Source organism: Flavobacterium movens, from assembly GCF_039581425.1.
Lineage (GTDB): Bacteria > Bacteroidota > Bacteroidia > Flavobacteriales > Flavobacteriaceae > Flavobacterium > Flavobacterium luteolum.
Map to the genome: position 1 here is coordinate 143,403 of NZ_JBCPXY010000007.1, position 24,226 is coordinate 167,628.

19 protein-coding genes are annotated in these 24,226 nt (G+C 32.7%); 5 read left to right on the forward strand and 14 right to left on the reverse strand.

Annotated features, from left to right (window positions below; genetic code table 11):
- From AAYQ05_RS14160 to AAYQ05_RS14170, 3 genes are all read left to right on the forward strand, one after another.
- On the forward strand, positions 1-1,917 hold the full coding sequence (locus AAYQ05_RS14160) for a DUF294 nucleotidyltransferase-like domain-containing protein (protein WP_281632594.1): 1,917 nt from the start codon (positions 1-3) through the stop codon (positions 1,915-1,917).
- Between the two features lie 3 nt (positions 1,918-1,920).
- Positions 1,921-2,517 carry a 3'-5' exonuclease gene (locus tag AAYQ05_RS14165; RefSeq protein WP_343544119.1) on the forward strand — a complete coding sequence of 199 codons (597 nt, stop codon included), beginning with the start codon at positions 1,921-1,923 and terminating at the stop codon, positions 2,515-2,517.
- Between the two features lie 168 nt (positions 2,518-2,685).
- Positions 2,686-3,078 carry a hypothetical protein gene (locus AAYQ05_RS14170; RefSeq protein WP_343544120.1) on the forward strand — a complete coding sequence of 131 codons (393 nt, stop codon included), beginning with the start codon at positions 2,686-2,688 and terminating at the stop codon, positions 3,076-3,078.
- Between the two features lie 101 nt (positions 3,079-3,179).
- On the opposite strand, the gene acs is transcribed toward AAYQ05_RS14170, so the two are convergent.
- The 9 genes from acs to AAYQ05_RS14215 all read right to left on the reverse strand — a co-directional run bounded on the left by acs (position 3,180) and on the right by AAYQ05_RS14215 (position 16,606).
- Positions 3,180-5,090 carry an acetate--CoA ligase gene (acs, locus tag AAYQ05_RS14175; protein ID WP_343544121.1) on the reverse strand — a complete coding sequence of 637 codons (1,911 nt, stop codon included), beginning with the start codon at positions 5,088-5,090 and terminating at the stop codon, positions 3,180-3,182.
- A gap of 493 nt (positions 5,091-5,583) precedes the next feature.
- Positions 5,584-7,053 carry a ketol-acid reductoisomerase gene (gene ilvC / locus AAYQ05_RS14180; protein WP_343544122.1) on the reverse strand — a complete coding sequence of 490 codons (1,470 nt, stop codon included), beginning with the start codon at positions 7,051-7,053 and terminating at the stop codon, positions 5,584-5,586.
- A gap of 60 nt (positions 7,054-7,113) precedes the next feature.
- Positions 7,114-7,635 carry an acetolactate synthase small subunit gene (ilvN, locus tag AAYQ05_RS14185; protein WP_008464099.1) on the reverse strand — a complete coding sequence of 174 codons (522 nt, stop codon included), beginning with the start codon at positions 7,633-7,635 and terminating at the stop codon, positions 7,114-7,116.
- An 85-nt stretch (positions 7,636-7,720) separates the two neighbouring features.
- On the reverse strand, positions 7,721-9,409 hold the full coding sequence (gene ilvB / locus AAYQ05_RS14190; RefSeq protein ID WP_343544123.1) for a biosynthetic-type acetolactate synthase large subunit: 1,689 nt from the start codon (positions 9,407-9,409) through the stop codon (positions 7,721-7,723).
- A 53-nt stretch (positions 9,410-9,462) separates the two neighbouring features.
- Complete coding sequence (locus tag AAYQ05_RS14195) at positions 9,463-10,530, reverse strand: hypothetical protein (RefSeq protein WP_343544124.1); 1,068 nt, start codon at positions 10,528-10,530, stop codon at positions 9,463-9,465.
- Positions 10,531-10,535: 5 nt separating this feature from the next.
- Complete coding sequence (locus AAYQ05_RS14200) at positions 10,536-12,236, reverse strand: hypothetical protein (protein WP_343544125.1); 1,701 nt, start codon at positions 12,234-12,236, stop codon at positions 10,536-10,538.
- A 71-nt stretch (positions 12,237-12,307) separates the two neighbouring features.
- The gene (ilvD, locus tag AAYQ05_RS14205; protein WP_343544126.1) at positions 12,308-13,981 is read right to left on the reverse strand and encodes a dihydroxy-acid dehydratase; all 1,674 of its coding nucleotides are present in this window, start codon (positions 13,979-13,981) and stop codon (positions 12,308-12,310) included.
- Between the two features lie 268 nt (positions 13,982-14,249).
- Entirely contained in the window at positions 14,250-15,368 is a 1,119-nt protein-coding gene (gene leuB, locus AAYQ05_RS14210; RefSeq protein ID WP_343544127.1) for a 3-isopropylmalate dehydrogenase, read from the reverse strand.
- Positions 15,369-15,430: 62 nt separating this feature from the next.
- Positions 15,431-16,606 carry a 2-isopropylmalate synthase gene (locus AAYQ05_RS14215; RefSeq protein ID WP_343544128.1) on the reverse strand — a complete coding sequence of 392 codons (1,176 nt, stop codon included), beginning with the start codon at positions 16,604-16,606 and terminating at the stop codon, positions 15,431-15,433.
- Between the two features lie 155 nt (positions 16,607-16,761).
- Between AAYQ05_RS14215 and AAYQ05_RS14220 the strand changes: the two genes are divergently transcribed.
- Positions 16,762-18,306 carry a hypothetical protein gene (locus tag AAYQ05_RS14220; RefSeq protein ID WP_343544129.1) on the forward strand — a complete coding sequence of 515 codons (1,545 nt, stop codon included), beginning with the start codon at positions 16,762-16,764 and terminating at the stop codon, positions 18,304-18,306.
- A gap of 155 nt (positions 18,307-18,461) precedes the next feature.
- On the opposite strand, the gene AAYQ05_RS14225 is transcribed toward AAYQ05_RS14220, so the two are convergent.
- Together AAYQ05_RS14225 and AAYQ05_RS14230 are read right to left on the reverse strand one after the other, a co-directional pair.
- Positions 18,462-19,319: a penicillin-binding transpeptidase domain-containing protein gene (locus tag AAYQ05_RS14225; protein ID WP_343544130.1), complete on the reverse strand. Its 858-nt coding sequence runs from the start codon at positions 19,317-19,319 to the stop codon at positions 18,462-18,464.
- A 22-nt stretch (positions 19,320-19,341) separates the two neighbouring features.
- Positions 19,342-20,997, reverse strand: coding sequence for a M1 family metallopeptidase (locus AAYQ05_RS14230; RefSeq protein WP_343544131.1), 1,656 nt, complete (start codon positions 20,995-20,997; stop codon positions 19,342-19,344).
- 168 nt (positions 20,998-21,165) lie between these two features.
- Here AAYQ05_RS14230 and AAYQ05_RS14235 point away from each other — a divergent pair, with 168 nt between their 5' ends.
- Positions 21,166-21,864 (forward strand): carbohydrate-binding family 9-like protein, encoded by a 699-nt coding sequence (locus AAYQ05_RS14235; RefSeq protein ID WP_343544132.1) that lies wholly within the window; start codon positions 21,166-21,168, stop codon positions 21,862-21,864.
- Positions 21,865-21,925: 61 nt separating this feature from the next.
- On the opposite strand, the gene hisIE is transcribed toward AAYQ05_RS14235, so the two are convergent.
- The 3 genes from hisIE to hisA all read right to left on the reverse strand — a co-directional run bounded on the left by hisIE (position 21,926) and on the right by hisA (position 24,130).
- Complete coding sequence (hisIE, locus tag AAYQ05_RS14240; protein WP_343544133.1) at positions 21,926-22,522, reverse strand: bifunctional phosphoribosyl-AMP cyclohydrolase/phosphoribosyl-ATP diphosphatase HisIE; 597 nt, start codon at positions 22,520-22,522, stop codon at positions 21,926-21,928.
- Between the two features lie 44 nt (positions 22,523-22,566).
- Positions 22,567-23,322, reverse strand: coding sequence for an imidazole glycerol phosphate synthase subunit HisF (gene hisF, locus AAYQ05_RS14245; protein WP_343544134.1), 756 nt, complete (start codon positions 23,320-23,322; stop codon positions 22,567-22,569).
- Between the two features lie 79 nt (positions 23,323-23,401).
- A complete protein-coding gene (gene hisA, locus AAYQ05_RS14250) occupies positions 23,402-24,130 on the reverse strand; it encodes a 1-(5-phosphoribosyl)-5-[(5-phosphoribosylamino)methylideneamino]imidazole-4-carboxamide isomerase (protein WP_343544135.1) in 729 nt (242 codons plus the stop codon).
- Positions 24,131-24,226 lie beyond the last annotated feature (96 nt).

Sequence of the window (24,226 nt, forward strand, 5' to 3'; positions counted from 1 at the left end):
ATGAATACAGTTGCTGAACATATTGCAGATTTTTTAAAAGAATACAAACCATTTGATAATTTAACCTTTCAGGAATTATCAGATATTGCTACGAATATTCGTGTCATCAATTTAGAAAAGCATGCCGTATTATTTCAAAATAACGATCCTCTTCATGATAGCTTTTATGTTGTAGCTTCTGGTGTCATTAATCTTACGACAATTGCAGACGCTGAAGAAACCATTATAAACAAATGTCACGAAGGAGATATTTTTGGTTTACGCCCGTTTTTTGCAAAAAACAACTACATGATGACAGCTAAAGCACGTGAAGAAAGTATTATTTATGCTATTCCGATCGCTGTCTTTAGACCTTTTGTGGCCAATAATTCAGACGTTTTAAACTTTTTGTTGGAAAGTTTTGCTGTAAATTCACGTCACACAAAGGACAGTATGAGCTCTAATGGTAAGTTAGTTTCTGATAGTGACTACATTGACCAGCAGACAGAAATGCAATATATTCAGTCTCTTAACTATAATAATTCGCCATTAACAACCAAAGCAGATTCTATAATTAAAGATGTCGCAAATTTGATGACAGATTCAATGTTAGATAATATTATTATTTGTGGCGAAAAAAATCACCCAATTGGTATTGTAACCAATGCCGATTTATCATCTAAAATTGCAACTGGACGCTATCCTATTACTGCGACTATAGATAAAATTATGTCTTCGCCAGTTGTTACCGTTTTAGAAAATGTGTCTTTGGCTGAAGCGCAATTATTAATGCTGAAACACAATGTTACGCATTTATGTGTAACCAAAGATGGAACAAGCAAATCTGTAGTAAAAGGAATTATTTCTGAACACGATCTTATTGTTGCACAAGCTAGTAACCCTGGTGTATTAATTAAAGAAATTAAACGTTCACAGCTTCCAAAAGATTTAAAACAAATACGTGATCGTCTATCTGATTTGATTCAGAATTCGATTCAAAAAAATATTCCAATTTCCCATGTGAGTAATATTGCAAGTGAGATTAATTTAGCGATTATAAAGCGAGCTGTCGAACTAGCAATTTTAGATTTGGGCTCCCCTCCTGCACGTTTTGCCTGGTTAAGCATTGGAAGTCAAGGGCGTAAGGAACAATTATTACTTACAGATCAGGACAGCATCTTAATTTTTGAAGATGTAACTCCTGAGAAATACAGAGAAGTAAAAGATTATTTCTTAAGGTTAGCCAAACGAGCTACTTCTATATTAGAAAAAGTAGGATATGATTATTGTCCAAACGGACATATGGCAAGTAATATGCTTTGGTGTAAATCATTGAGTGACTGGACAAAACAATACAATAGCTGGATGAATACTCCAGGTGAAAACAGTAATGATTTGAGCAGTATTTTCTTTGATTATGAAATTGTTTTTGGCGAACCAAAAATTGAAGAAGCAATTGAAAACGTAATTTTCAAAAATGCCGTTAACAACACTTTATTCTTCGACTTCTTAGGAAACGATGCTTTAAAGAGAAATTCTCCATTGAGTTTCTTCAAGAAATTTATAACGGAAGAAGATGGTCCAAATAAAGATAAATTTGATATCAAGACAAGAGCTTTGATGCCATTAATCGACGGAGCTCGTCTATTGATACTAAATGCAAATATAAAAGGAATTCAAAATACTTATCTTAGATTCAAACAATTAGCCATTACAGATTCTAAAAATGCCGAAATTTATTTAAGCTGCGCAGAAGCTTTCTTAACGCTTTCTAAATTTAGAACTGTTGAAGGATTAAAAAATGACGACTCTGGCCAATATATTAATTTAAGAGAAATGTCAAAATCTGACAAAGAGAAATTAAAAAATGCATTAGCCCCAATGAAAGATCTGGAGGAACTGATTAAGAGTAAATTTCAATTGACACAATTCTCATAAAATATGCTAGACTGGCTGAAAAATATCAATAAAGACTATCCAGATTTCTGGAAAGACTATTTAACTAAATTCGAAACTAGACCTAATAAGTTTGTTGTGATATCAACTGAAACTTCTGGCTTAAATCCGGATAAGGATGTTATATTATCTCTTGGAGCCTTTTCAGTTATTGATGACAGCATTGTTATTAAAGAAAATTTCGAAACAGTTTTATTACAATATAAATATCTTCAGGACAACGGACTTTCAAATGAATTTATCATTGAAAGCAAGATGATGAAAATGCCTGAACCTGATGCTCTCGAAGCTTTGGTTAATTTTATAGGAAATTCAATTTTGGTTGGACATCACATCAATTTTGATATTGAGATGCTGAATGCTGCATTAGAACGTTTAAATTGTGGACGTCTTAAAAATGAAGCTCTAGATGTTGATGTCATGTACAGAAAATTGACCGATATAAACGACAAACAATTTTCGCTAGATGATTTATGCGGCATTTATAAAATTCCAAAAAGCGACAGAAATTCTTCTGCCGAAGATGCATACAGAATTGGACTCTTGTTCTTGAAATTAAAATCTAGACTAGGAATTAAATAAATCCTTAAAATTTAATCAATACTATACAAAAACGCCTCTTAATTTTAAGAGGCGTTTTTTATTAACAGAAATTTACAAACTGACTTATTTTTCAAATTAAGTAAAATTGTATTTTTATAGTACATTATATCTCTAAAATATAAAACCTTTTTTTATCATTGAAAATCTATGAAAAAACTACTATTTATAGTGCCATTGCTGTTTTTTGCTTCAGCAATTTTTGCACAAAATCAAGATCCTTCGTCTAAACGTATTCTAGGAAATTGGTACTCTAATACCAACCGAAATATAAAATGGATTTTTACCCCTGACGGAAAAGTGTATAATTACAACAACGACAGAATGAGTGTGATGTACAAATACACAATCTCGAACAGCTGCCAAAACTTTTCTGATGATACGGCCGAATTTATAACATTAAGAGATAAAGATGGCAATGAGTTTTGTTTTAGAATAAATGCAGTGAACGAGAATAAAAAAGGTGTCCTTTCGCTTACTAACTTAAGTAATATGCAGCCTCTTGTTTTTGTAAACGATTTAAATTTAAAAATTGCACCATAAAGACAGGTTAAAATATCAATTTCAAAATACCAAGTTTCAATTAAAAGTAAAAAAGAAGCCTCTTAAAATTTAGAGGCTTCTTTAGATTTACATATTTTTAATTAAGAAATTCTTTCTTTCATAATTTCTTCTATTATTTCTGGATTTAGTAAAGTCGAAGTATCTCCAAAATTAGAAGAATCTCCTTCAGCTATTTTACGCAAAATTCTACGCATAATTTTTCCAGAACGAGTTTTTGGCAAACCAGAAACGAATTGAATTTTATCTAATTTCGCAATTGGCCCAATGTGATCAGAAATATATTGGTTAATCTCTTTTGTTAAGTTATTTCTATCTCTAACTTCTCCAGTTTCTTTTAGAATTACAAAACCATACAAAGCATTTCCTTTAATATCATGAGGGAATCCAACGATTGCAGATTCCGCAACAGCTGGGTGTTCGTTGATCGCATCTTCAATTGGAGCTGTTCCTAAATTATGTCCAGAAACAATTACAACATCATCTACTCTACCGGTAATTCTGTAATATCCAACTTCGTCTCTTAAAGCACCGTCTCCTGTAAAATACTTTCCAGGGAAAGCAGAGAAATATGTTTCTTTGTAACGATCGTGATTACCCCAAATAGTTCTGGCAATTCCTGGCCATGGGAATTTAATACATAAACTTCCAACCACTTGGTTTCCTTCTATTTCATTACGTTTTTCATCCATTAAAACAGGTTGAATTCCAGGTAATGGCAAAGTTGCGTAAGTAGGTTTTGTTGGTGTTACAAAAGCAATTGGCGAAATCATGATTCCTCCTGTTTCTGTCTGCCACCAAGTATCTACAACCGGACATCTCTTATCTCCTACGTGGTCATTAAACCAATGCCAAGCCTCTTCGTTAATTGGTTCTCCAACAGATCCGATAACTTTAAGTGATTTAAGAGGATATTTTTGAATGTAATCTAAACTTTCTTTTGCCAATGAACGGATTGCAGTTGGTGCAGTATAGAATTGTGTAATTTTATGTTTTTCGATAATATCCCAAAAACGGCTAAAATCTGGATAAGAAGGAACTCCTTCAAAAATTACAGTTGTCGCACCATTCAATAATGGTCCGTATAATATATAAGAGTGACCAGTGATCCATCCGATATCTGCTGTACACCAGAAAATATCATTATCCTCGTAGTTGAATACATTTTTGAAAGTATACGCAGTATATACCATATAACCAGCAGTAGTATGAACCATTCCTTTTGGTTTTCCTGTTGATCCTGAAGTATATAAAATAAACAACGGATCTTCGGCATCCATAATTTCAGCAACACTATTATCTAAAGCTGCATCTAATAATGGTTGTAACCAAACATCACGACCATCTTTCATCTTAACATTAGTATTAGTTCTTTTAGCAACTAAAACTTTTGTAACAGAAGGACAAGTTTCTAGAGCTTCGTCTACAATTCCTTTTAAATCTATTGTTTTGTTTCCTCTATAACCTCCATCAGATGTGATTACCATTTTACACTCACAATCATTGATTCTCGCAGAAACTGCAGAAGCAGAGAATCCAGCGAAAATTACAGAGTGAATTGCTCCAATTCTAGCACAAGCCAAAACAGAAACAGCCAATTCTGGAATCATTGGCAAGTAAATACAAACTCTATCTCCTTTACGAACACCTTGCTCGCGAAGGACGTTTGCCATTTTTGAAACTCTTTCGTATAGTTCATTATACGTTATATGTAAAGCTTCTTCAGAAGGATCGTTCGGTTCAAAAATAATTGCTGTCTTCTCTCCTCTTTTGCTTAAATGTCTATCAATACAATTTTTGGTAATGTTAACTTTAGCATCTGTAAACCATTTTACTTCTGCTTCCGCCATATTAAAATCAACAACCTTTTCCCATTGCTGGTACCATGTGAAATTTTCCTCAGCTATTTTTCCCCAAAATTTTCTTGGCTCTCTTATTGACTTATTGTAATGTTTAAAATATTGTTCTAAATTTTCAATTTTGTAATAGCTCATCGTTTGTTGAATTTTTTTATAAATGTATTAAATCTGAACGTATCCGTGAAATAATTTAATTCATAAATTTTATCAAATAAAAACATTTATTTAATAAAATATGATAATTATTTGCGTTTGATTTAAAATTTTACTTTTTAAATCAAAAATAGAAGGCAAAAAAGGCATAATAAATAGATATTATGCCTTTTTTAATTTAACAAATTTCAATAACAATTAATTTTGTAATGCGCACTGCGTGATTTTTCTCTATTTTGAAAATAGAAGCATCTTTATTAATTAAAACAGAAATTCAAACAAGTATATTTTTGTAAAATATACCCCATTTTAGGGATCCGCTTCACTTAACTTACTCACTCTCTGAAGTTAAGTGAATGCAATATGCATCTATATCTTTTTTCTTAATAAGTGCTTACTAATTCAAAATATTACAAATCATTGATACAGTGCAAATTCCGCAGAATCGGATCCTGCGGAAGTTCCCAAATTTTTATTATCCAATTTTTTTCATAGCTGTCATAGACTCTCGCAACCAAGCTCCTACTTCTTCGATAGGATGTTGACGAATTTCTTTGTTAACAGCGATCAATACTGCATTATCTACTCCATTTGAAGTTGAAAATGGTTTACCAATAATATTAGTTTCTACTTTTTTCATGAATTCAGTCAATAATGGCTTACATGCATGATCAAATAAGTAGCATCCGTACTCTGCAGTATCAGAAATTACACGGTTCATTTCGAATAATTTCTTTCTTGCAATTGTATTTGCAATTAATGGCAATTCGTGTAATGACTCATAGTAAGCAGATTCTTCAATGATTCCAGCTTCAGTCATTGTTTCGAAAGCTAATTCAACACCAGCTTTTACCATTGCAATCATCAATACTCCATTGTCAAAATATTCTTGTTCTGAGATTGGAGCGTCTTGCGGAGCTGTTTTTTCGAAGTTAGTTTCTCCTGTTGCAGCTCTCCATTTTAATAAATTAACATCGTCATTAGCCCAGTCAATCATCATAGTTCTAGAAAATTCTCCAGAAATGATATCGTCTTGGTGTTTTTGGAACAACGGACGCATGATATCTTTCAATTCTTCAGCTAATTCGTAAGCTTCAATTTTTGAAGGATTGTTTAAACGATCCATCATATTTGTAATACCACCGTGTTTCAAAGCCTCAGTGATAGTTTCCCATCCGTATTGGATTAATTTAGAAGCGTAAGCAGCATCGATTCCTTTTTCAACCATTTTATCGAAACATAAAATAGATCCTGTTTGAAGTAAACCACAAAGAATAGTTTGCTCACCCATTAAATCTGATTTTACTTCAGCTACGAAAGATGATCTTAAAACTCCTGCTCTGTGTCCTCCAGTTGCTACAGCGTAAGCTTTTGCCTGATCTAAACCAAATCCGTTTGGATCATTTTCTGGGTGAACTGCAATAAGAGTTGGAACACCAAATCCTCTTTTGTATTCTTCACGAACCTCAGAACCAGGACATTTAGGAGCACACATAATAACAGTGATGTCTTTACGAATCTGCATTCCTTCTTCAACGATGTTGAATCCGTGAGAGTAAGATAAAGTAGAACCCTGTTTCATTAATGGCATAATAGCAGTTACCACAGCTGTATGTTGTTTGTCTGGTGTAAGGTTACAAACTAAATCTGCAGTTGGAATCAATTCTTCATAAGTTCCTACAGTGAAACCATTTTCAGTTGCATTTTTATAAGAAGCTCTTTTTTCTGCAATTGCATCAGCACGCAATGCATAAGAAATGTCTAAACCAGAATCTCTCATGTTTAAACCTTGATTCAAACCTTGTGCTCCACAACCAACAATTACAACTTTTTTTCCAGCTAATGCTGCAATTCCGTCTGCAAATTCTGATTGCTCCATAAATTCGCAAACTCCTAATTGTTCTAATTGTAATCTAAGTGGTAATGTATTGAAATAATTTGCCATTTTTGTTTTAATATTTAATGAAATGAAATTTAATATTGATTATATATAACTAAGATTTTATTATTTAAAGGTTTCTAATAAAGAAGAAATCTCCATTTTTTGTTTAGAAACTGATATTCTTCCCGAACGTACAAACTGCATAATTCCGTATGGTTTGAACTTTTGGTATAATTCTTCAATTTCAGAACGTCTTCCTGATTTTGAAATCACGAAGAAATCACGAGAAACTGTCACAATTGTAGACTGGCTTTCTTTGATGATATTCTGAATTTGTTTCTCGTCAAACAACAAACTTGAAGCGATTTTGAATAAAGCATTTTCTAAGAAAATCGTTTCTTCATCTGTGTGATAAAATGCTTTTATAACTTCAATCTGTTTTTCAATCTGTCCCACAATATTCTGAACCCATTTCTCTGTCGTATTCACTACGATGATAAATCTTGAAACATTCTCTATTTCTGATTCTGAAACATTTAGACTTAATATATTAATGTGGCGCTTTAAGAATATTCCAGATATTCTATTTAATAAACCCACATTGTTTTCTGAGTATACCGATATGGTAAATGTTTTATCTTCCATTTGTTTTTTTTAGTTTTTTTTTGTTTCAGGTTTCACGTTCCAATTTTAACTTGAAACTTTTAACCTGAAACTTGAAACTTTTTTCTTAACTTAATCTAATTTCTGATACACAAGCTCCTGTTGGAATCATTGGGAAAACATTGTTTTCTTTTTCGACTACAACTTCTAAGAAATACGAATCTTTTGAAGCTAGCATCTCAGCGACCGCTGCATCTAAATCTTCACGCTGTGTAACTTTTTTAGATTTGATATGATAACCTTCAGCAATGGCAATGAAGTTTGGATTAATCATTTTTGTCGAAGCATATCTATTATCAAAGAATAATTCTTGCCATTGGCGAACCATTCCTAAGAATTCATTGTTTAAAATGACAATCTTCACTGGAACCTGAGTCTGGAAAATTGTTCCAAGTTCCTGAATTGTCATCTGGAAGCCTCCATCACCAATAATCGCCACTACTTCACGCTCTGGTTTTCCCATTTTTGCTCCAATCGCAGCAGGCAATGCAAATCCCATAGTTCCTAAACCTCCTGAAGTAATGTTACTTTTAGTCGAATTGAATTTAGCATAACGGCAAGCAAACATTTGGTGCTGACCAACATCTGAAACAATGATTGCGTCTCCTTTTGAGTGTTTGTTGATCATTTCGATAGTTTCTCCCATCGAAATTCCTTTACCATTTGTTGGATTTAATTCTTCTTTTATTACAGAGTCGTATTCAACTTTGCTTAATTCTTTGAATTCATTATGCCAAGCATCATGAGATTTTGCATCTAACAATGGTAATAAAGCAGCTAAAGATTCTTTTACATCTCCTAAAACAGCAATTTCTGTTTTTACGTTTTTATCAACCTCTGCTGGATCAATTTCAAAGTGAACTACTTTTGCCTGTTTTGCATAAGTGCTTAATTTACCTGTAACACGGTCGTCAAAACGCATTCCGAAAGCAATTAAAACATCACATTCGTTTGTTAGTAAATTTGGCGCATAATTTCCGTGCATTCCAAGCATACCAACATTTAAAGGATGATCTGTTGGTAAAGCTGATAATCCTAAAATTGTCCAAGCCGCAGGAATTCCAGATTTTTCAACTACTGCTTTAAATTCTGCTTCTGCCTCGCCAAGAATAATTCCTTGTCCAAAAACAATAAACGGTTTTTTAGCGCTATTGATCAAAGCTGCTGCTTCGGCAACTTTATCTAAGTTTAATTTTGGTACTGGAATATAACTTCTAATTCCAGTACATTTCTCATAGCTAAAATCAAACTCATCAAACTGAGCATTTTTAGTAATATCAACCAATACAGGTCCTGGACGTCCAGAACGTGCAATATAAAATGCTTTTGCCATAATTTCAGGAATCTGAGAAGCTTCAGTTACCTGAAAATTCCATTTTGTAACCGGAGTTGAAATTCCGATAATATCTGTTTCCTGAAACGCATCAGATCCTAATAAATGTCTTCCAACTTGCCCTGTAATACATACTAACGGAGTTGAGTCGATTTGAGCATCTGCAATACCTGTAACTAAATTTGTAGCTCCTGGACCAGAAGTAGCAATTGCCACTCCTACTTTTCCTGTTGCTCTCGCATAACCTTGCGCTGCATGTGTTGCACCTTGTTCGTGACGTACTAAAACATGGTGCAATTGATCTTGAAATTTATATAATTCGTCGTAAACTGGCATTATAGCACCGCCTGGGTAACCATAAATTAAATCTACTCCTTCTGCTAATAAACATCTTATAACGGCTTCTGCCCCTGATATTCTCATTCTTTTTTATTTTTGGCACTTAATATAGTATGAGATACTATTTTAAATACTTATTAATATAATACGGGATTATGTTTTGACTTGTAGGTTGATTTTTTAAAATTTTCCAAGTCATAGTTTGCATCCTCTATAATTTTTTTTCCATCTTTTTTATCATAATCATTAGCAATTAATCCTTCTCCTTCTTTAATTGCTTTTTCAGGCTGATCTAAATGAATATAAATTCGTCCTAGATTATAATAAGCTGAGTATCTGATTTTTTTACTTGATTTGTCACTTCCTGTATACTTTGTTTTTAAAGAGTCAAAATATTCAATTAATGGATTCATATCTGATACAATTTCATCAATTGGAGCAGTTGCAGACATTTTTGCAAAAATTACTTTTACTGCCTCTAAAGCTTCTTTCTGAATTCCTCCTTCTTCATCTTTAGAATCTATAATCCATAAATTCTCTCTATAAGTTGTAGGCTCCAATCCGTAGACTTTATTGAGTTTATAATTTGTATCGCTAAAAACTCCATCAACATAATTTTTAATGCTTTCATTATAAAAATCTGTTTTTTCTTTCTTAAAAGCCTCTTTTACAACTTCAGAATTAGCGTTGTCATTAAGCGATTTATAGACAAAATCTTTGTTAAAATCATAAACAATCTCTTCATCGCTTCCAGATTCAGTTAATGCTCCTTTGATCTTGACGACTGCAACTCCTTTTGCTTCAATTACTGCAGTTACAAAATAGTTTGTGGTCTTGACGACTACTCCATTTTTATCTTTCGATTCATCAACTTTGGACTCCAGTTTAGGCTCTCCCATTTTAAAGCTTTTCAGCTTTACCTCGATATCAACGTTTGAATATCTGACGCTTCTTTTCCATCCGTATAGATTTAATTTGTTATTCAGCGTTTCTTTATTTGAATAAAAAGGCGTAAAATCTGGGCCAATGACGGTTTCTGTACTAAAAGTTCTTTTTTCTAATGCAACAAACTTTGCAGGCAGAATTTGATAATTTACTGTGAATGAGAATTTATCTAAATCGACTTTTTCAGGTTTTAATTGCGAAAAAGCATTGATTGAAATAAAAATTAATGGCAAATACTTTATGGTATTTTTTATTTTCATAAAAATTATTTTTTTAAGAATCTATTGTTTTTCTGAGACTCGACTTGTTCTTTTGTGTATTCGGTTTTTATTACTTCTTTTTTAGCTGGATCACTTAAATACATGTAACGCTCTCCGATAATATTTCCACTTACATCAAAAGCAGTTTTGCCATAGACAGAAGTTTTTTCTATAACTTCATTAAGAACCAACGTATTCTCTTTTGTAAGCAGAGCATATTCTTTTTGATTATCCTCTATTCTAAAATTTTCTAGTTTTAACTTTCCGTCATTGTCGTAAAGGTTAAAATTCAAAGTAAAATCTGCAGGTCTTTTATGCGTTAAAAAAAGAAATTTATCTTGTGTTTTATCTAGCTTCACAACTATATAACTAACATCTTGTAAAAAATCTGTTCTTAACTTTCCATTAAAATCGCAAAGAGCTCCTTTACTTGAATTAGTTGTCTGACAACCTGGACCTTTGCATGGAATACTTACATTAAAAAAAGTATCTCTTGCATCATACATATACTCTTTTTTAAAAACCATTGATCTTGGCATTTCATAATCGTATACAGTTATTAAATTCTCGGGAAATGTTGCAATAAAACTTGATTTTTGTAAATCATAAATCATTGACCCTCCATTATATAACTGAAGCACAAACAAACGATCCTTATAAATCTTAATGTCTTCTATTTCTAGTTTAGCATCAAAAAGTACTTTTCCATCATAATAGACATTCTTGCAATACTTTGATTCGTCGTTACTTACGGTTTGACTTACTTGTCTAATTATTTTTTTTGTTTTATAGAAAATAGTCACATATTTATTGCCTAATTCAGTTATAGAAGAAATACCATTGGCTCCTACCGAAATAGGAAGAATATTTTTGAAATTTGAATAATCAATAACCTCAATTATATCATTCTTTTTTGCTAAATAAGCGAAGGCATCCTTCTCTTCTTTAACTCTATAATACATTTTATCTATAGGTGAAATCTCATCATAGCTGTTTGGTATTAACTGTTTGTTTTCTTTAAAATCAAATATTCCAAACTGTTTACCATCTAAACTTGATCTCACACGATTGTCTTTTACATAAACGTTATAATCATGTTTAAAGACTCTTTCCAATCCATGCTTAAATGGCTGTTTCAGCAAAGATTTACCTAATGTATCCAAAACTGTAAAATCTGTATCAGTATATGCTAATGCTTGTCCAGCCTTGTTGAAATTTCCAATACGTTTATATGTAGCCGGTACTATTATTTCTCCACATGAATTAATTATACCAACCTTATCCATACTGTCAAAAAAGCTATAAAACTCAAAAGGCTGATTCCATACTCCATTTGTGAAATTAAAATTGGTTTTGGTTCCAACATCTGGATTTTTAGCATCATGTATTTCAACATTCATACCTTCAAAAATCATATAACCACCACCATCATTACCGCTTCCTTTCACTGTTGATGTGAAAAATTTCCCGCAGTTTAATCCGCTTACAAATCCAGTTTTATTATTCTTCTTGTAAGAATAAACAATATCTCCGTTAGCATTTGCAATTTTAATATTTTCGGAATTATTCTTATCTTCCAAAAGAATGAAACCACTTTTTTTGACTTGCAGATTATACTCTTTTTTTAGATTCTCAATTTTTGCATTTTGAGAAAATGAAACTAAAGGCAATAGAAACAAAAATGATTTGTAAATTGTTTTTATCATTTTATTGAATAAGTTGGTTTTGGATTAGATTTTGGCTATTTGGTATTTTACTGTTTAATTTTAATTCTAAATTAATTATCGGTAACGCAACCTGTAGAAGCGCTTGATACTGATCTTGCATATTTAAGTAAAACCCCTCTGTCAACTTTTAATTTCGGCTGAACCCAAGCCGCTTTTCTTGCTGCAAATTCTTCATCAGATATCTTCAGGTCGATTGTATTTTTCACAGCGTCGATAGCAATTAAATCTCCATCTTTTACTAACGCAATACCACCACCGTCATATGCTTCTGGTGTAACGTGACCTACCACGAAACCGTGCGAACCGCCCGAGAATCTACCGTCTGTGATTAGTGCACAACTGCTTCCTAATCCAGCTCCAATAATCGCAGATGTAGGCTTCAGCATTTCAGGCATTCCCGGACCACCTTTTGGCCCACAACCCCTGATGACGACTACATTACCTGGTTTAATTTTTCCGGCTTGAAGACCTGGAATTACTTCAAATTCACCTTCAAATACAACAGCTGGTCCTTCGAAATATTCTCCTTCTTTTCCGCTGATTTTTGCTACAGCACCTTCAGAAGCTAGATTTCCATACAATACCTGAATATTTCCTGTTGGTTTTAATGCTTTTTGAATTTCATGAATAACTTCTTGTCCGTCCTGTAAATCTGGAGTTGAAGCTAAATTTTCAGCCACTGTTTTTCCTGTTACTGTCAAACAGTCTCCGTGAATAAGTCCTACTTTCAATAAGTATTTCATAACTGCTGGAATACCTCCAACTTCGTGAATGTCTTCCATCATGTACTTACCACTTGGCTTCATGTCTGCCAATACTGGTGTTCTGTCATTAATCGCTTGGAAATCATCTAAAGTGATTGTAATTCCAACTGAATGAGCCATTGCGATTAAGTGCATAACAGCATTTGTAGAACCACCTAAAACAGCTACAATTGTAATAGCATTTTCAAAAGCCTCACGAGTCATAATGTCTCTTGGCTTGATATCTTTTTCTAATAATATTTTGATTGCTTTTCCAGCTTCCAAACATTCGTCTCTTTTTTCTTGGCTTAAAGCAGGATTAGAAGAACTATAAGGTAAGCTCATTCCTAATGCTTCAATTGCAGAAGACATTGTATTTGCAGTATACATACCACCGCAAGCACCAGCACCTGGACAAGCATTCTGAATAACACCTTTAAAATCATCAGGAGTAATTTCGCCTTTTACTTTTTTTCCTAAAGCTTCAAAAGCAGAAACAATGTTTAAAGATTCTCCTTTCCATTTTCCAGAGTGAATAGAACCACCGTAGATCATCATTGATGGACGGTTTAATCTTCCCATTGCGATTAATGCTCCTGGCATATTTTTATCACAACCAGGAATTGCAATAATACTGTCATACCATTGTGCTCCGGCAACAGTTTCAATAGAATCTGCAATTACATCTCTAGAAACCAGCGAGTAACGCATACCTTCAGTACCGTTAGAAATACCGTCACTGACACCAATGGTATTAAAAATAAGTCCGACAAGATCTGCATCCCAAACACCTTTTTTAACATCTTTTGCTAAATCGTTCAAGTGCATGTTGCAAGTGTTACCATCGTAACCCATGCTCACAATACCAACTTGTGCTTTCTTTAAATCTTCTTCAGTTAAACCAATTCCGTACAACATCGCTTGCGCCGCAGGCTGTGTTTGATCTTGTGTGATGGTCTTGCTGTACTTATTTAATTCCATTATTATTTTTATTAATTTTTAATTTTATTCAAAAAAAAACCTTCCAGTATTTGGAAGGTTTGTAATATAGTCTTTCAATTATATTTATAACATTCCCGATGCAGATGTGTGAATCACATTGACAACAACGACAGAAGTAATAATAATTGAGATTTGCATCATTTCTTTTTTAGTGTCACAAAAGTAAATAAACTTCTGGAAGTAAAAAAATAAAATCTCAACATTTACAATACTTCTTGTGATTATCTTCACATTTTAACAAAAAATATTAAACAATTGTAGATTGCCCAATACTTACATTGTCATTATTGAAATACAGCAAATCATCTTTGCTGAAAATAAAATTAGAAACGAACTCTCCTACTTCGTTTGTTCCAAATTTTGAATCTGGTTTCAAATCAACTGTAACTACTTTGTATTCAATTGCTTTTTCTACCGCTTTATAAATTACATGAGCTTCTTTAGTTAATCCAAAATGTTCTAACAAAAGCGCTGCCGCTAAAATTGAAGCAATCGGATTTGCAATATTTTTTCCTTTTGCCTGCGGATATGATCCGTGAATTGGCTCAAACAAAGCATTTTTTTCTCCTAAAGATACTGATGGCAATAAACCAATTGAACCTGTAATTACACTAGCCTCATCAGATAAAATATCTCCAAATAAGTTCTCAGTCAAAATCACATCAAATTGCTTTGGATTTAAAATCAGCTGCATTGCGGCATTATCCACAAACAAGAAATCAAGTTTAACATCTGGATAACTTTCACTCACTTTCTGAACTACTTTTCTCCATAATCTTGAAGTCTCCAAAACATTTGCTTTATCAACCATTGTTAGCTTTTTGCGTCGCTTTTGTGCCGATTGAAAAGCTAAATGTGTAATTCTGGTAATTTCTTCTTCTGAATATTCACATAAATCTGAAGCATGTGTTCCTTCTTCATTAAGTGTTTTTGTACCAAAGTAAGCTCCACCTGTCAATTCTCTAAAAATGGTAAAATCAGCTCCTTCAATAATTTCTCTTTTTAAAGGAGAAGATTCAATTAAGGCTTTATAAGGTTTTATAGGACGAATATTAGCAAACAAGCCTAATTCTTTTCGCAGTTTCAACAATCCTTGTTCCGGACGAACCTTTGCATTTGGGTTGTTATCGTATTTAGGATCTCCTATCGCACCAAGCAAAACTGCATCTGTGTTTAAACACAGATTTAAAGTTTGTTCCGGCAAAGGATTTCCTGTTTTATCGATAGCAACCGCTCCCATCAGCGCTTCTTCAAAAACAAATTCATGATTATACACTTCGCCAATGGCGTACAAAGCTTTCTTAGCTTGTAATATTACTTCAGGTCCAATTCCATCTCCTGGTAAAACTGCAATTTTTAAATTCATAATCTCTCGCTATTTATGTCTTTAAATCCTTATTGTTCCTTAAAATTCTTATTTTGAAATATTTAGTTTCTGATTAAATCTCCTTCTATTTTAGAAGCTTCAATAATTTGGTGAATATCTGCGTCTACAACTTCTTTTTTAATATCAGCGAATTTCAAGAATTCGATATAAACGATATCCAACTGTACTTTAGTTAATTCGTAACCTACTTTTTTAGCACGGTAAGCCAAAGCAGCTCTTCCGCTTCTTGCTGTCAAAATGATTGAAGATTCATTTACTCCGACGTCTAACGGATCCATGATTTCGTAAGTTGCTCTGTTTTTGATTACACCATCTTGATGAATTCCAGAACTGTGTGCAAAAGCATTTGCTCCAACAATCGCCTTATTTGGCTGTACAATCATTCCCATACTTTCAGAAACCAAACGGCTCATTTCGTTTAATTCTCTCGTATTGATGTTTGTATCTAAATTTAAGTAAGGGTGTTGTTTGAAAATCATTACCACTTCTTCAAGTGCAGTGTTTCCAGCTCTTTCACCAATACCATTAATAGTACACTCTATTTGTCTTGCTCCATTTATAGCCCCTGCGATTGAGTTTGCAGTTGCCATTCCTAAATCATTATGACAGTGGCATGAAAGAATTACGTTTTCGATTCCTTTAACGTTTTCTTTTAAATATTTAATTTTTGCTCCGTATTCTTCTGGAAGACAATATCCAGTAGTATCAGGAATATTTAATACAGTTGCTCCAGATTTAATAACTTCTTCACAAACTTTAGCTAAGAACGCATTATCTGTTCTACCCGCATCTTCTGCGTAGAATTCAACATCTTCTACATAAGATTTAGCATGTGATACAGCAAATTTTGCTCTTGCAATAATATCTTCAGGCGTAGTTTGTAATTTGTGGAGTATATGAGATTCTGAAGTTCCGATTCCAGTATGGATTCTAGGTTTCTTAGCATGCTTTAAGGCAGCTGCCGCAACATCAATGTCATTTTTTACGGCTCTTGTTAGTCCGCAGACGGTTGCATTTTCTACAATTTTACAAATCTCAGAGACCGATAAAAAATCGCCTGGACTTGACACAGGAAAGCCTGCTTCGATAATGTCAACTCCCATTTTGTCTAGTCGTTCTGCGATAACTAATTTCTGTTTAGTATCTAACTTGCATCCTGGAACTTGTTCACCATCTCGCAATGTGGTGTCAAAAATTTGAACTTTCTCTCTATTCATATTCATTTATTTAATGTAATTTCACATCTTGATAACAAATATATATTGTACTATTACAGTATGAAATTCATTTTAATGAAATTATACTGTTTATAAAACGTTTTATACCTTATTAACTAACTTATAATCAATAAGTTATATTATTATTTTTTACAATGGCTAACCATCAAAAAGATTTCTTATTTGTTCTAATCAAATCACTTTCGAAATCAGAAAAAAGGCAGTTTAAAATTTTTGCAAGCCGATTAGAAACGAGTTCAAACACAAAATTTATCGAACTATTCAATATTTTAGATAAATCTGAAGTTTACGATGAAAAACTCATTCTTAAAAGTGGCACTATCCAAAAAGTGCAGTTATCTAACTTAAAATCATACTTATACAAACAAATTCTTGTCAGTATAAGATTAAATATTCCTAGCCAGAATATTCGTTATCAGCTTCGCGAACAAATGGATTTTGCTGTTATTCTTTATAATAAGGGATTATATAAACAGAGCTTAAAAATTCTAGACAAAACAAAACAGCAGGCTTTAGAGAATGATGAAAAATATATGGCGTATGAAATTGTTGAATTCGAAAAACTAATCGAATCTCAATATATTACTCGCAGTATTCAAGGACGTGCTGACGAATTGGTTGTTCAGGCCAAAGAATTAAATTATAGAAATACGATTTCAAGCAAACTGTCTAATTTATCTCTTCAGCTATACGGAATCATGCTAAAAACTGGTTACGTAAAAAGTGATGAGGAGTACAAATATATAGACGACTATTTTAACAGGCATATCTCAAAACTTGACGAAAGTAAATTTGGTTTCCGGGAGAAATACTGGTTTTATAACGCTAATCTTTGGCGAAGCTTTCTAGTGCAAGATTTCTTGGCGAGTTACAAGTTCGCCTATAAATGGGTTCAGCTTTTTTATGATAATCCAAATATGATTTATCTGAATCCTGTGTTTTTCTTAAAAGGGAATCATTATTTCTTAGAATCGCTTTATATGCTTAAATATAAATCGAACTTCAAAAAGTACTTGAATCTTCTAGAAGAAACGATTGCTGATCCGAAATTTCCAGTAAATGACAATCTTGCCTCACTGTCTTTCTTATATGTATATAACAACAAATTAAATCTGCATATATTAGAAGGAACTTTTGCCGAAAGTGAATATTTGATTCCTGAAATTTTAAGCAAACTTAAATTGCACAGCGAACATCTTGATGAACATCACGAAATGTTGTTCTTCTATAAAATTGCTTCTATTTATTTTGGTAACGAAAAATACAACGAATGCATCAATTATTTAGATAAGATCATCAACAATAAAAACTTGACAATGCGTGAAGATTTAATGTGCTTTGCAAGATTATTATCTCTGATTGCACATTATGAAATTGGAAAAGATTATTATTTAGAAAATCATCTGAAGAGTACCTATAAGTTTTTATTGAAAATGAACGACTTGCACGAGGTTCAAAAGGAGATTATTAAGTTTTTAAGAAATCTAAACAACTTCTACCCTGCCGATATTAAAAAGGAATTTAAGAAAATGCATGCTCGTTTTGTAGAACTTGAAAAAAACACTTACGAAAAAAGGGCTTTCTTGTATCTTGACATTATTTCGTGGCTCGAAAGCAAAATTGAAAACAGAAAAATTGCTGATATTATAAAGGAAAAGGCAAAGTTAAATAATCGATAGGCTTTAAAGTTTTAATAAAAAAGGTCTGAAAGCAATAGTTTTCAGACCTTTTTATCATTTCGACTGAAAAGAGAAATGACAAATTATGTGTAAAAATAAAAAACCCGATAGTCTTGAGATTTCAGGACTATCGGGTTTGTTTTTTTTAATGAATTCTAGAAATTACAAATTTGCAATTCTTTAAATACTTTTTTAGTAATATCTTTTCGGCAACTTCCAAAATCACTTCTGTTATTATTTCTATCCTGCAAAAGTCTGGTAGCAAAAAAGTAACTTCTACCTTCTTTTTCAACATAACCTACCCACCAGCCAATATTAACACCTTTTTCTCTGGTCCATCCGGTTTTTGAATAAACTTTATAATCAGGGCCTTCATCGCTTAACATTACTTTTTTTACTATCTGAATATTTCTTTTTGAAAACGGCAACTTCTCATCGTATAGCTTCTTTAGAAATTCAACTTGATTAATCGTGGAAATTCCAAAATCTCCAAAGTTCCAAAAATCGGCATCTTCTTGAGAGAAATTAACATTTCCGTAATCGCATAACCGCAAATACTTTTCGTAATTCTGCTTACCAATTTTCTTTGCTTGCTCTACAAATACCCATCCAGCAGAAACTTTAAAAGCTTCCTTTACCGTCATATCATGATAAATTTCTGGTCTATAGCCATACTTTACAGTATCCGTTTTACCAATCCACTTTACTACATCATTCTCACTACTTATTGTTTTTGTTTCAAGCGCAATAAGCAGATTTGCGATCTTAAAAGTAGATGCTGGCAATGTTTGTATATTACCAGCATTTTTATCAGACAAAATCCATTTGTGCTTTACGTTATCATAAATAGCAATTGAACCTGTAACACCACACGAATCAAAATATTTTTTAAAATCCTGACGAACTACAACAGTATCTTTTGTATCTATCAAAGTACTATTTTTATTTGTGCCCTTAGACAGACAAGAAATTAATACTGCGCTCGTTAAACTTAAAAATACTTTGTATGTCATTTTTAAAATGGATTATTAAAACCTATTCTACAATATTTGAAGTCGTAACATAGAAATCTTTATCAACCTCTAGTTTTCTATCTTCATTATCCGTTTTTACTGATTGCCATTCTGTGGTTGGTTTTAGCCAAGTTTCAACACCATTTAATTTTACTCTTACTGGCATATCAAATTTAGCAACACAGTTAGTCCAATGGTAGCCAAAAGTTCCATTTTTAAACATATATTCAAATACCGGAATTTGAGTTGTTGTTAAATATTGAGCAAAAACTCTGTTAAAATTAATTCCAGATTGTTCGTTAATATAATCCTGAATCTGCTTTCCTGTAACGGTTTGATGATAAAAAGTTTTATTCATACCTCTCAAAATCGATTTCCATTTTGCATCATCATTGATAATCTGACGAATCATATGAAGCATATTTGCACCTTTTGAATACATATCTCCAGATCCTTCATTGTTTACATCATAATGTCCGATAATTGGTTTATCATTTTGAATATTTTTTCTGCATCCAATTACGTACTCTGCCCCAGCATCTCTTCCATAATAATACTCCACAAAAAGACTTTCAGAATAGTTCGTAAAACTCTCATGAACCCACATATCAGCGATATCCTTGTACGTAATATTATTAGCATACCATTCGTGCCCAGATTCGTGAATGATGATAAAATCAAACTTTAATCCCCAACCTGTTCCGCTTAAATCACGTCCTAAATAACCATTTTTATATTGATTTCCATAAGTTACAGAGCTTTGGTGCTCCATTCCTAAATATGGAACTTCAACCAATTTATAACTGTCCTCGTAGAAAGGATAAGGACCAAACCAGTTTTCAAAAGCTTTCAACATTCTCGGAGCGTCTTTAAACTGCTCTTTTGCCAAAGCTAAATTGTCTTTTAATACATAATAATTACAATCTAAATTTCCTTTTTCACCTTTAAAAACTTCTGAGAAATTAACGTAATCACCAATATTAATATTTACTCCGTAATTGTTGATAGGATTTGAAACGTACCAGTTGAAAGTTTTAGTTCCGTCTTTTTCTTTTTTAACACTTTGCAATCTTCCGTTAGAAACTTCCGTTAAGTCTCCAGGAACATTCACGCTGATTAACATATTTTCTACTTCATCATACATATGATCCTTACATGGCCACCAAACGCTCGCTCCTAAACCTTGACAAGATGTAGCAATAAAATCTTTTCCGTTTTTATCTTTTTTCCAAGAAAAACCACCATCCCATGGTGCTTTAACAGCTTCTTTAGGTTTTCCGCTAAAAGAAACTACTATCTCTTTTGTATCGCCAACTTTTTGTTTTTCGTTTAAAGTGATGAAAAATGCGTTTCCGTCTCTTTCAAACTTTAATTCTTTTCCGTTTTGAGTTACTTTAGTAATATTCATAGGTTCCTGCAAATCAATCTGCATACGGTTGTTTTCTGTTAAAACAGTATAACGAACTGTATTAGAACCTGAAATTGATTTCTCTTTCGGATTCACTTTTACATCAAGGTGATAATATTTTAAATCCCACCAAGCTCTTTCTTTTGTGATGCTTCCACGCAAAGTATCCTGATGTGTAAATACAGTTTCTGACTTATTTAAAAGTCCTTGAGCATTAGCACTAAAACCAACCAAAAAGGCGAAAACTACGCCACCAAAGTATTTTTTCATTATTTATAAATTTGAAATAATTAGGTAATTAAACCAGCTTAATCTTCAACAAATGTAAACATTCGAATTATTTTTTTTGAAAAATTATCATTTCAATATCAATAAACAGCATTGAAATTGATTATTCTTCTCTATTTTAGTGCTCTCAAAATTTTAGATTTCATGTGTATGAGTTTAAGTAAGCTGGTTTTCTTTTTAATTGTGATGTTTTCGATAGCTGCAAATTCACAAAACATTCCTGTCTATAAAACCAACAATAAAATAAGAATTGACGGTAATTTATCTGATTGGGATAAACCTTTTTTAGGCCCATTTGTGATTCATAATACAGAAGAAAAAGCCACTCAGAAAACCTTTGTCTCTCTTTTGTGGAATAATGAAAATCTTTACATTGCTTTTAATTCTACTGATTCTAAAATCATTGGAACACAACAAACAAAAGACTCTCAAATATTTAACACCGATGATTTAGTTGAAATTTTCCTAGATCCCGATGGAGACGGCCAAAATTATGTAGAAATTGGCGTAAATGCATTTTCCACAAACTACGATTTGCTTTTAAAATGCATTTCGCCAGAATGTGGAGGCTGGAATACGGCAATGGATTTTGATATAAAAGGTTTGGAATCTGTAAGCAAAATAACTCCTGAAGGCTATACAATTGAAATTAAAATTCCGTTTTCTAGTCTGAAAAATATTGAAAACGGAGGTTTTTCGAAACCTAAAGTCGGAACAAAATGGAAAGGAAATACTTTTAGAATTGATTACGGTAACACAACCGAATATCTTGCTTTACAACCTTATAAGAGTTTAGTATTTGGATTTCATCAGCCAGAAGAGTTTGCTGTTTTTGAGTTTATGGAGTGAGTCTAGTTTGTTTCAAGTTTCAAGTTATCCCATGGAACTTGAAACTTGAAACAAAATATTTTTATTTCTGACGTTTCTTCAAAACTTCCACAACATCATTCAATTGATATCCTTTTGCTTGAAGCAGAATTAAATAATGAAACAATAAATCGGCGCTTTCGCTAAGGAATAAATCATCATTATCATCTTTAGCTTCAATTACCACTTCTACCGCTTCTTCACCTACTTTCTGAGCAATTTTATTGATTCCCTTTTCAAATAAAGAAGCCACATAACTTTTCTCAGAATCAGCGTTTTCTCTTCTGGTTTTAATCGTGTTTTCTAGTTGCGAAATAAACCCATAATTTGCATCATTTGGTTCTTGCCAACACGTATCTGCACCTGTGTGGCATGTTGGTCCGACAGGTTTTACCTGAATTAGTAATGTATCGCCATCGCAGTCATTTTTAATGCTGACTAAATTTAAAAAGTTACCGCTCTCCTCGCCTTTTGTCCAAAGTCTTTGCTTGGAACGGCTGAAGAAAGTTACTTTTTGTGTTTCTATTGTCTTTTGAAGCGATTCTTCATTCATATAGCCCAGCATCAGAACATTTTTAGTTTCTGAATCCTGAATTATCGCGGGAATTAGTCCATGTGCGCTTTTGATATCGATTTCCATAATTTTATTCTAAAGTTATAAAGTCCAAAGTCTTAAAGTAAAAACTATAATCGAACTTCAATATTATTATTTCTTAATTCTTGTTTCAACGCTTTGATTTCGATTTCTTTGAAGTGAAAAACACTTGCTGCTAAAGCCGCGTCTGCTTTTCCTTCTTTAAACGAATCAACAAAATGCTGGATATTTCCGGCTCCTCCAGAAGCAATAATCGGGATGTTTACCAATTCTGAAAGTTTAGCCAGAGCTTCGTTTGCAAAACCATTTTTAGTGCCGTCATTGTCCATTGAAGTAAAAAGAATTTCTCCTGCTCCGCGTTCTGCCACTTCAATAGCCCAGTCGAATAAATTCAATTCAGTTGGTACTTTTCCACCAACTAAATGTACAATCCATTGTCCGTCGATTTGTTTAGCATCGATCGCAACCACAACACATTGACTTCCAAACTTCTGAGCCAAATCATTGATTAACTGCGGATTTTTTACTGCCGATGAATTAATTGAAACTTTATCAGCCCCATTATTTAGCAGAATATCAACATCTTCTACAGATGAAATTCCACCGCCAACTGTAAAAGGAATATTGATTTTTTCTGCCACGCTTCGTACCATATTTACAAGCGTTTTACGTCTTTCTTCTGTTGCCGAAATATCTAGAAAAACCAATTCGTCTGCCCCTTCTCTCGAATAAATTTCAGCCAATTCTACAGGATCTCCTGCATCACGCAAATCAACGAAATTAACGCCTTTTACAGTTCTTCCGTTTTTTATATCTAAGCAAGGTATAATTCTTTTTGCTAACATTTTTATTTTAGTTAATTGTTAGATGTAAGATGTGAAATGTTTTTGTAAAATGTTGAATCTTCATTTTACAATTCACTTTTTACATTTTACCAATAATATAATTTTCTAACTGTTTCAAACTAATTCTGCCTTCGTAAATTGCTTTTCCGATAATTGTTCCTTCGCAACCTAATTCGGCTAATTTTGGTAATTCGTCAAAAGTAGAAATTCCTCCAGAAGCGATTAACTTTATTCCTTTTGTTTCTGCCAAAATTTTACTATACAAATCAAAACTTGGCCCTTGAAGCATTCCATCTTTGGCAATATCAGTACAAATCACAAACTGAATTCCTTTTGATTGGTAATCCTGAATAAAAGGAACTAAATCTTCATTAGATTCTTCTAACCAACCAGAAACCGCAATTTTTTCGTCTTTCGCATCAGCGCCTAAAATGATTTTTTCTGAACCATATTCTGAAATCCATTTTTCGAAAATCACTCTGTTTTTTACAGCAATACTTCCCCCTGTAATTTGGTTTGCGCCACTTTCAAAAGCAATTCTCAAATCGTCATCCGATTTTAAACCGCCACCAAAATCAATCTTTAAGTTTGTTTGAGTTGCAATTTGTTCTAATATTCTATAATTGACAATTTTGCTTGATTTTGCACCGTCAAGATCTACTAAATGCAGATGCTCAATTCCATGTGCTTCAAATGATTTTGCCACTTCAAGCGGATTTTCATTGTAAATTATCTTCGTATCATAATCACCTTTGGACAAACGAACGCATTTTCCTTCAATGATATCTATGGCTGGTATTATTCTCATTTTATTTTAGTCTTAAAGTTTGAAAGTCGAAAGTCGAAAGTCATAAAGTCTTTTTGATTCTCAAAAATTGTTATTTTGATTGATATTGTCTTTTGA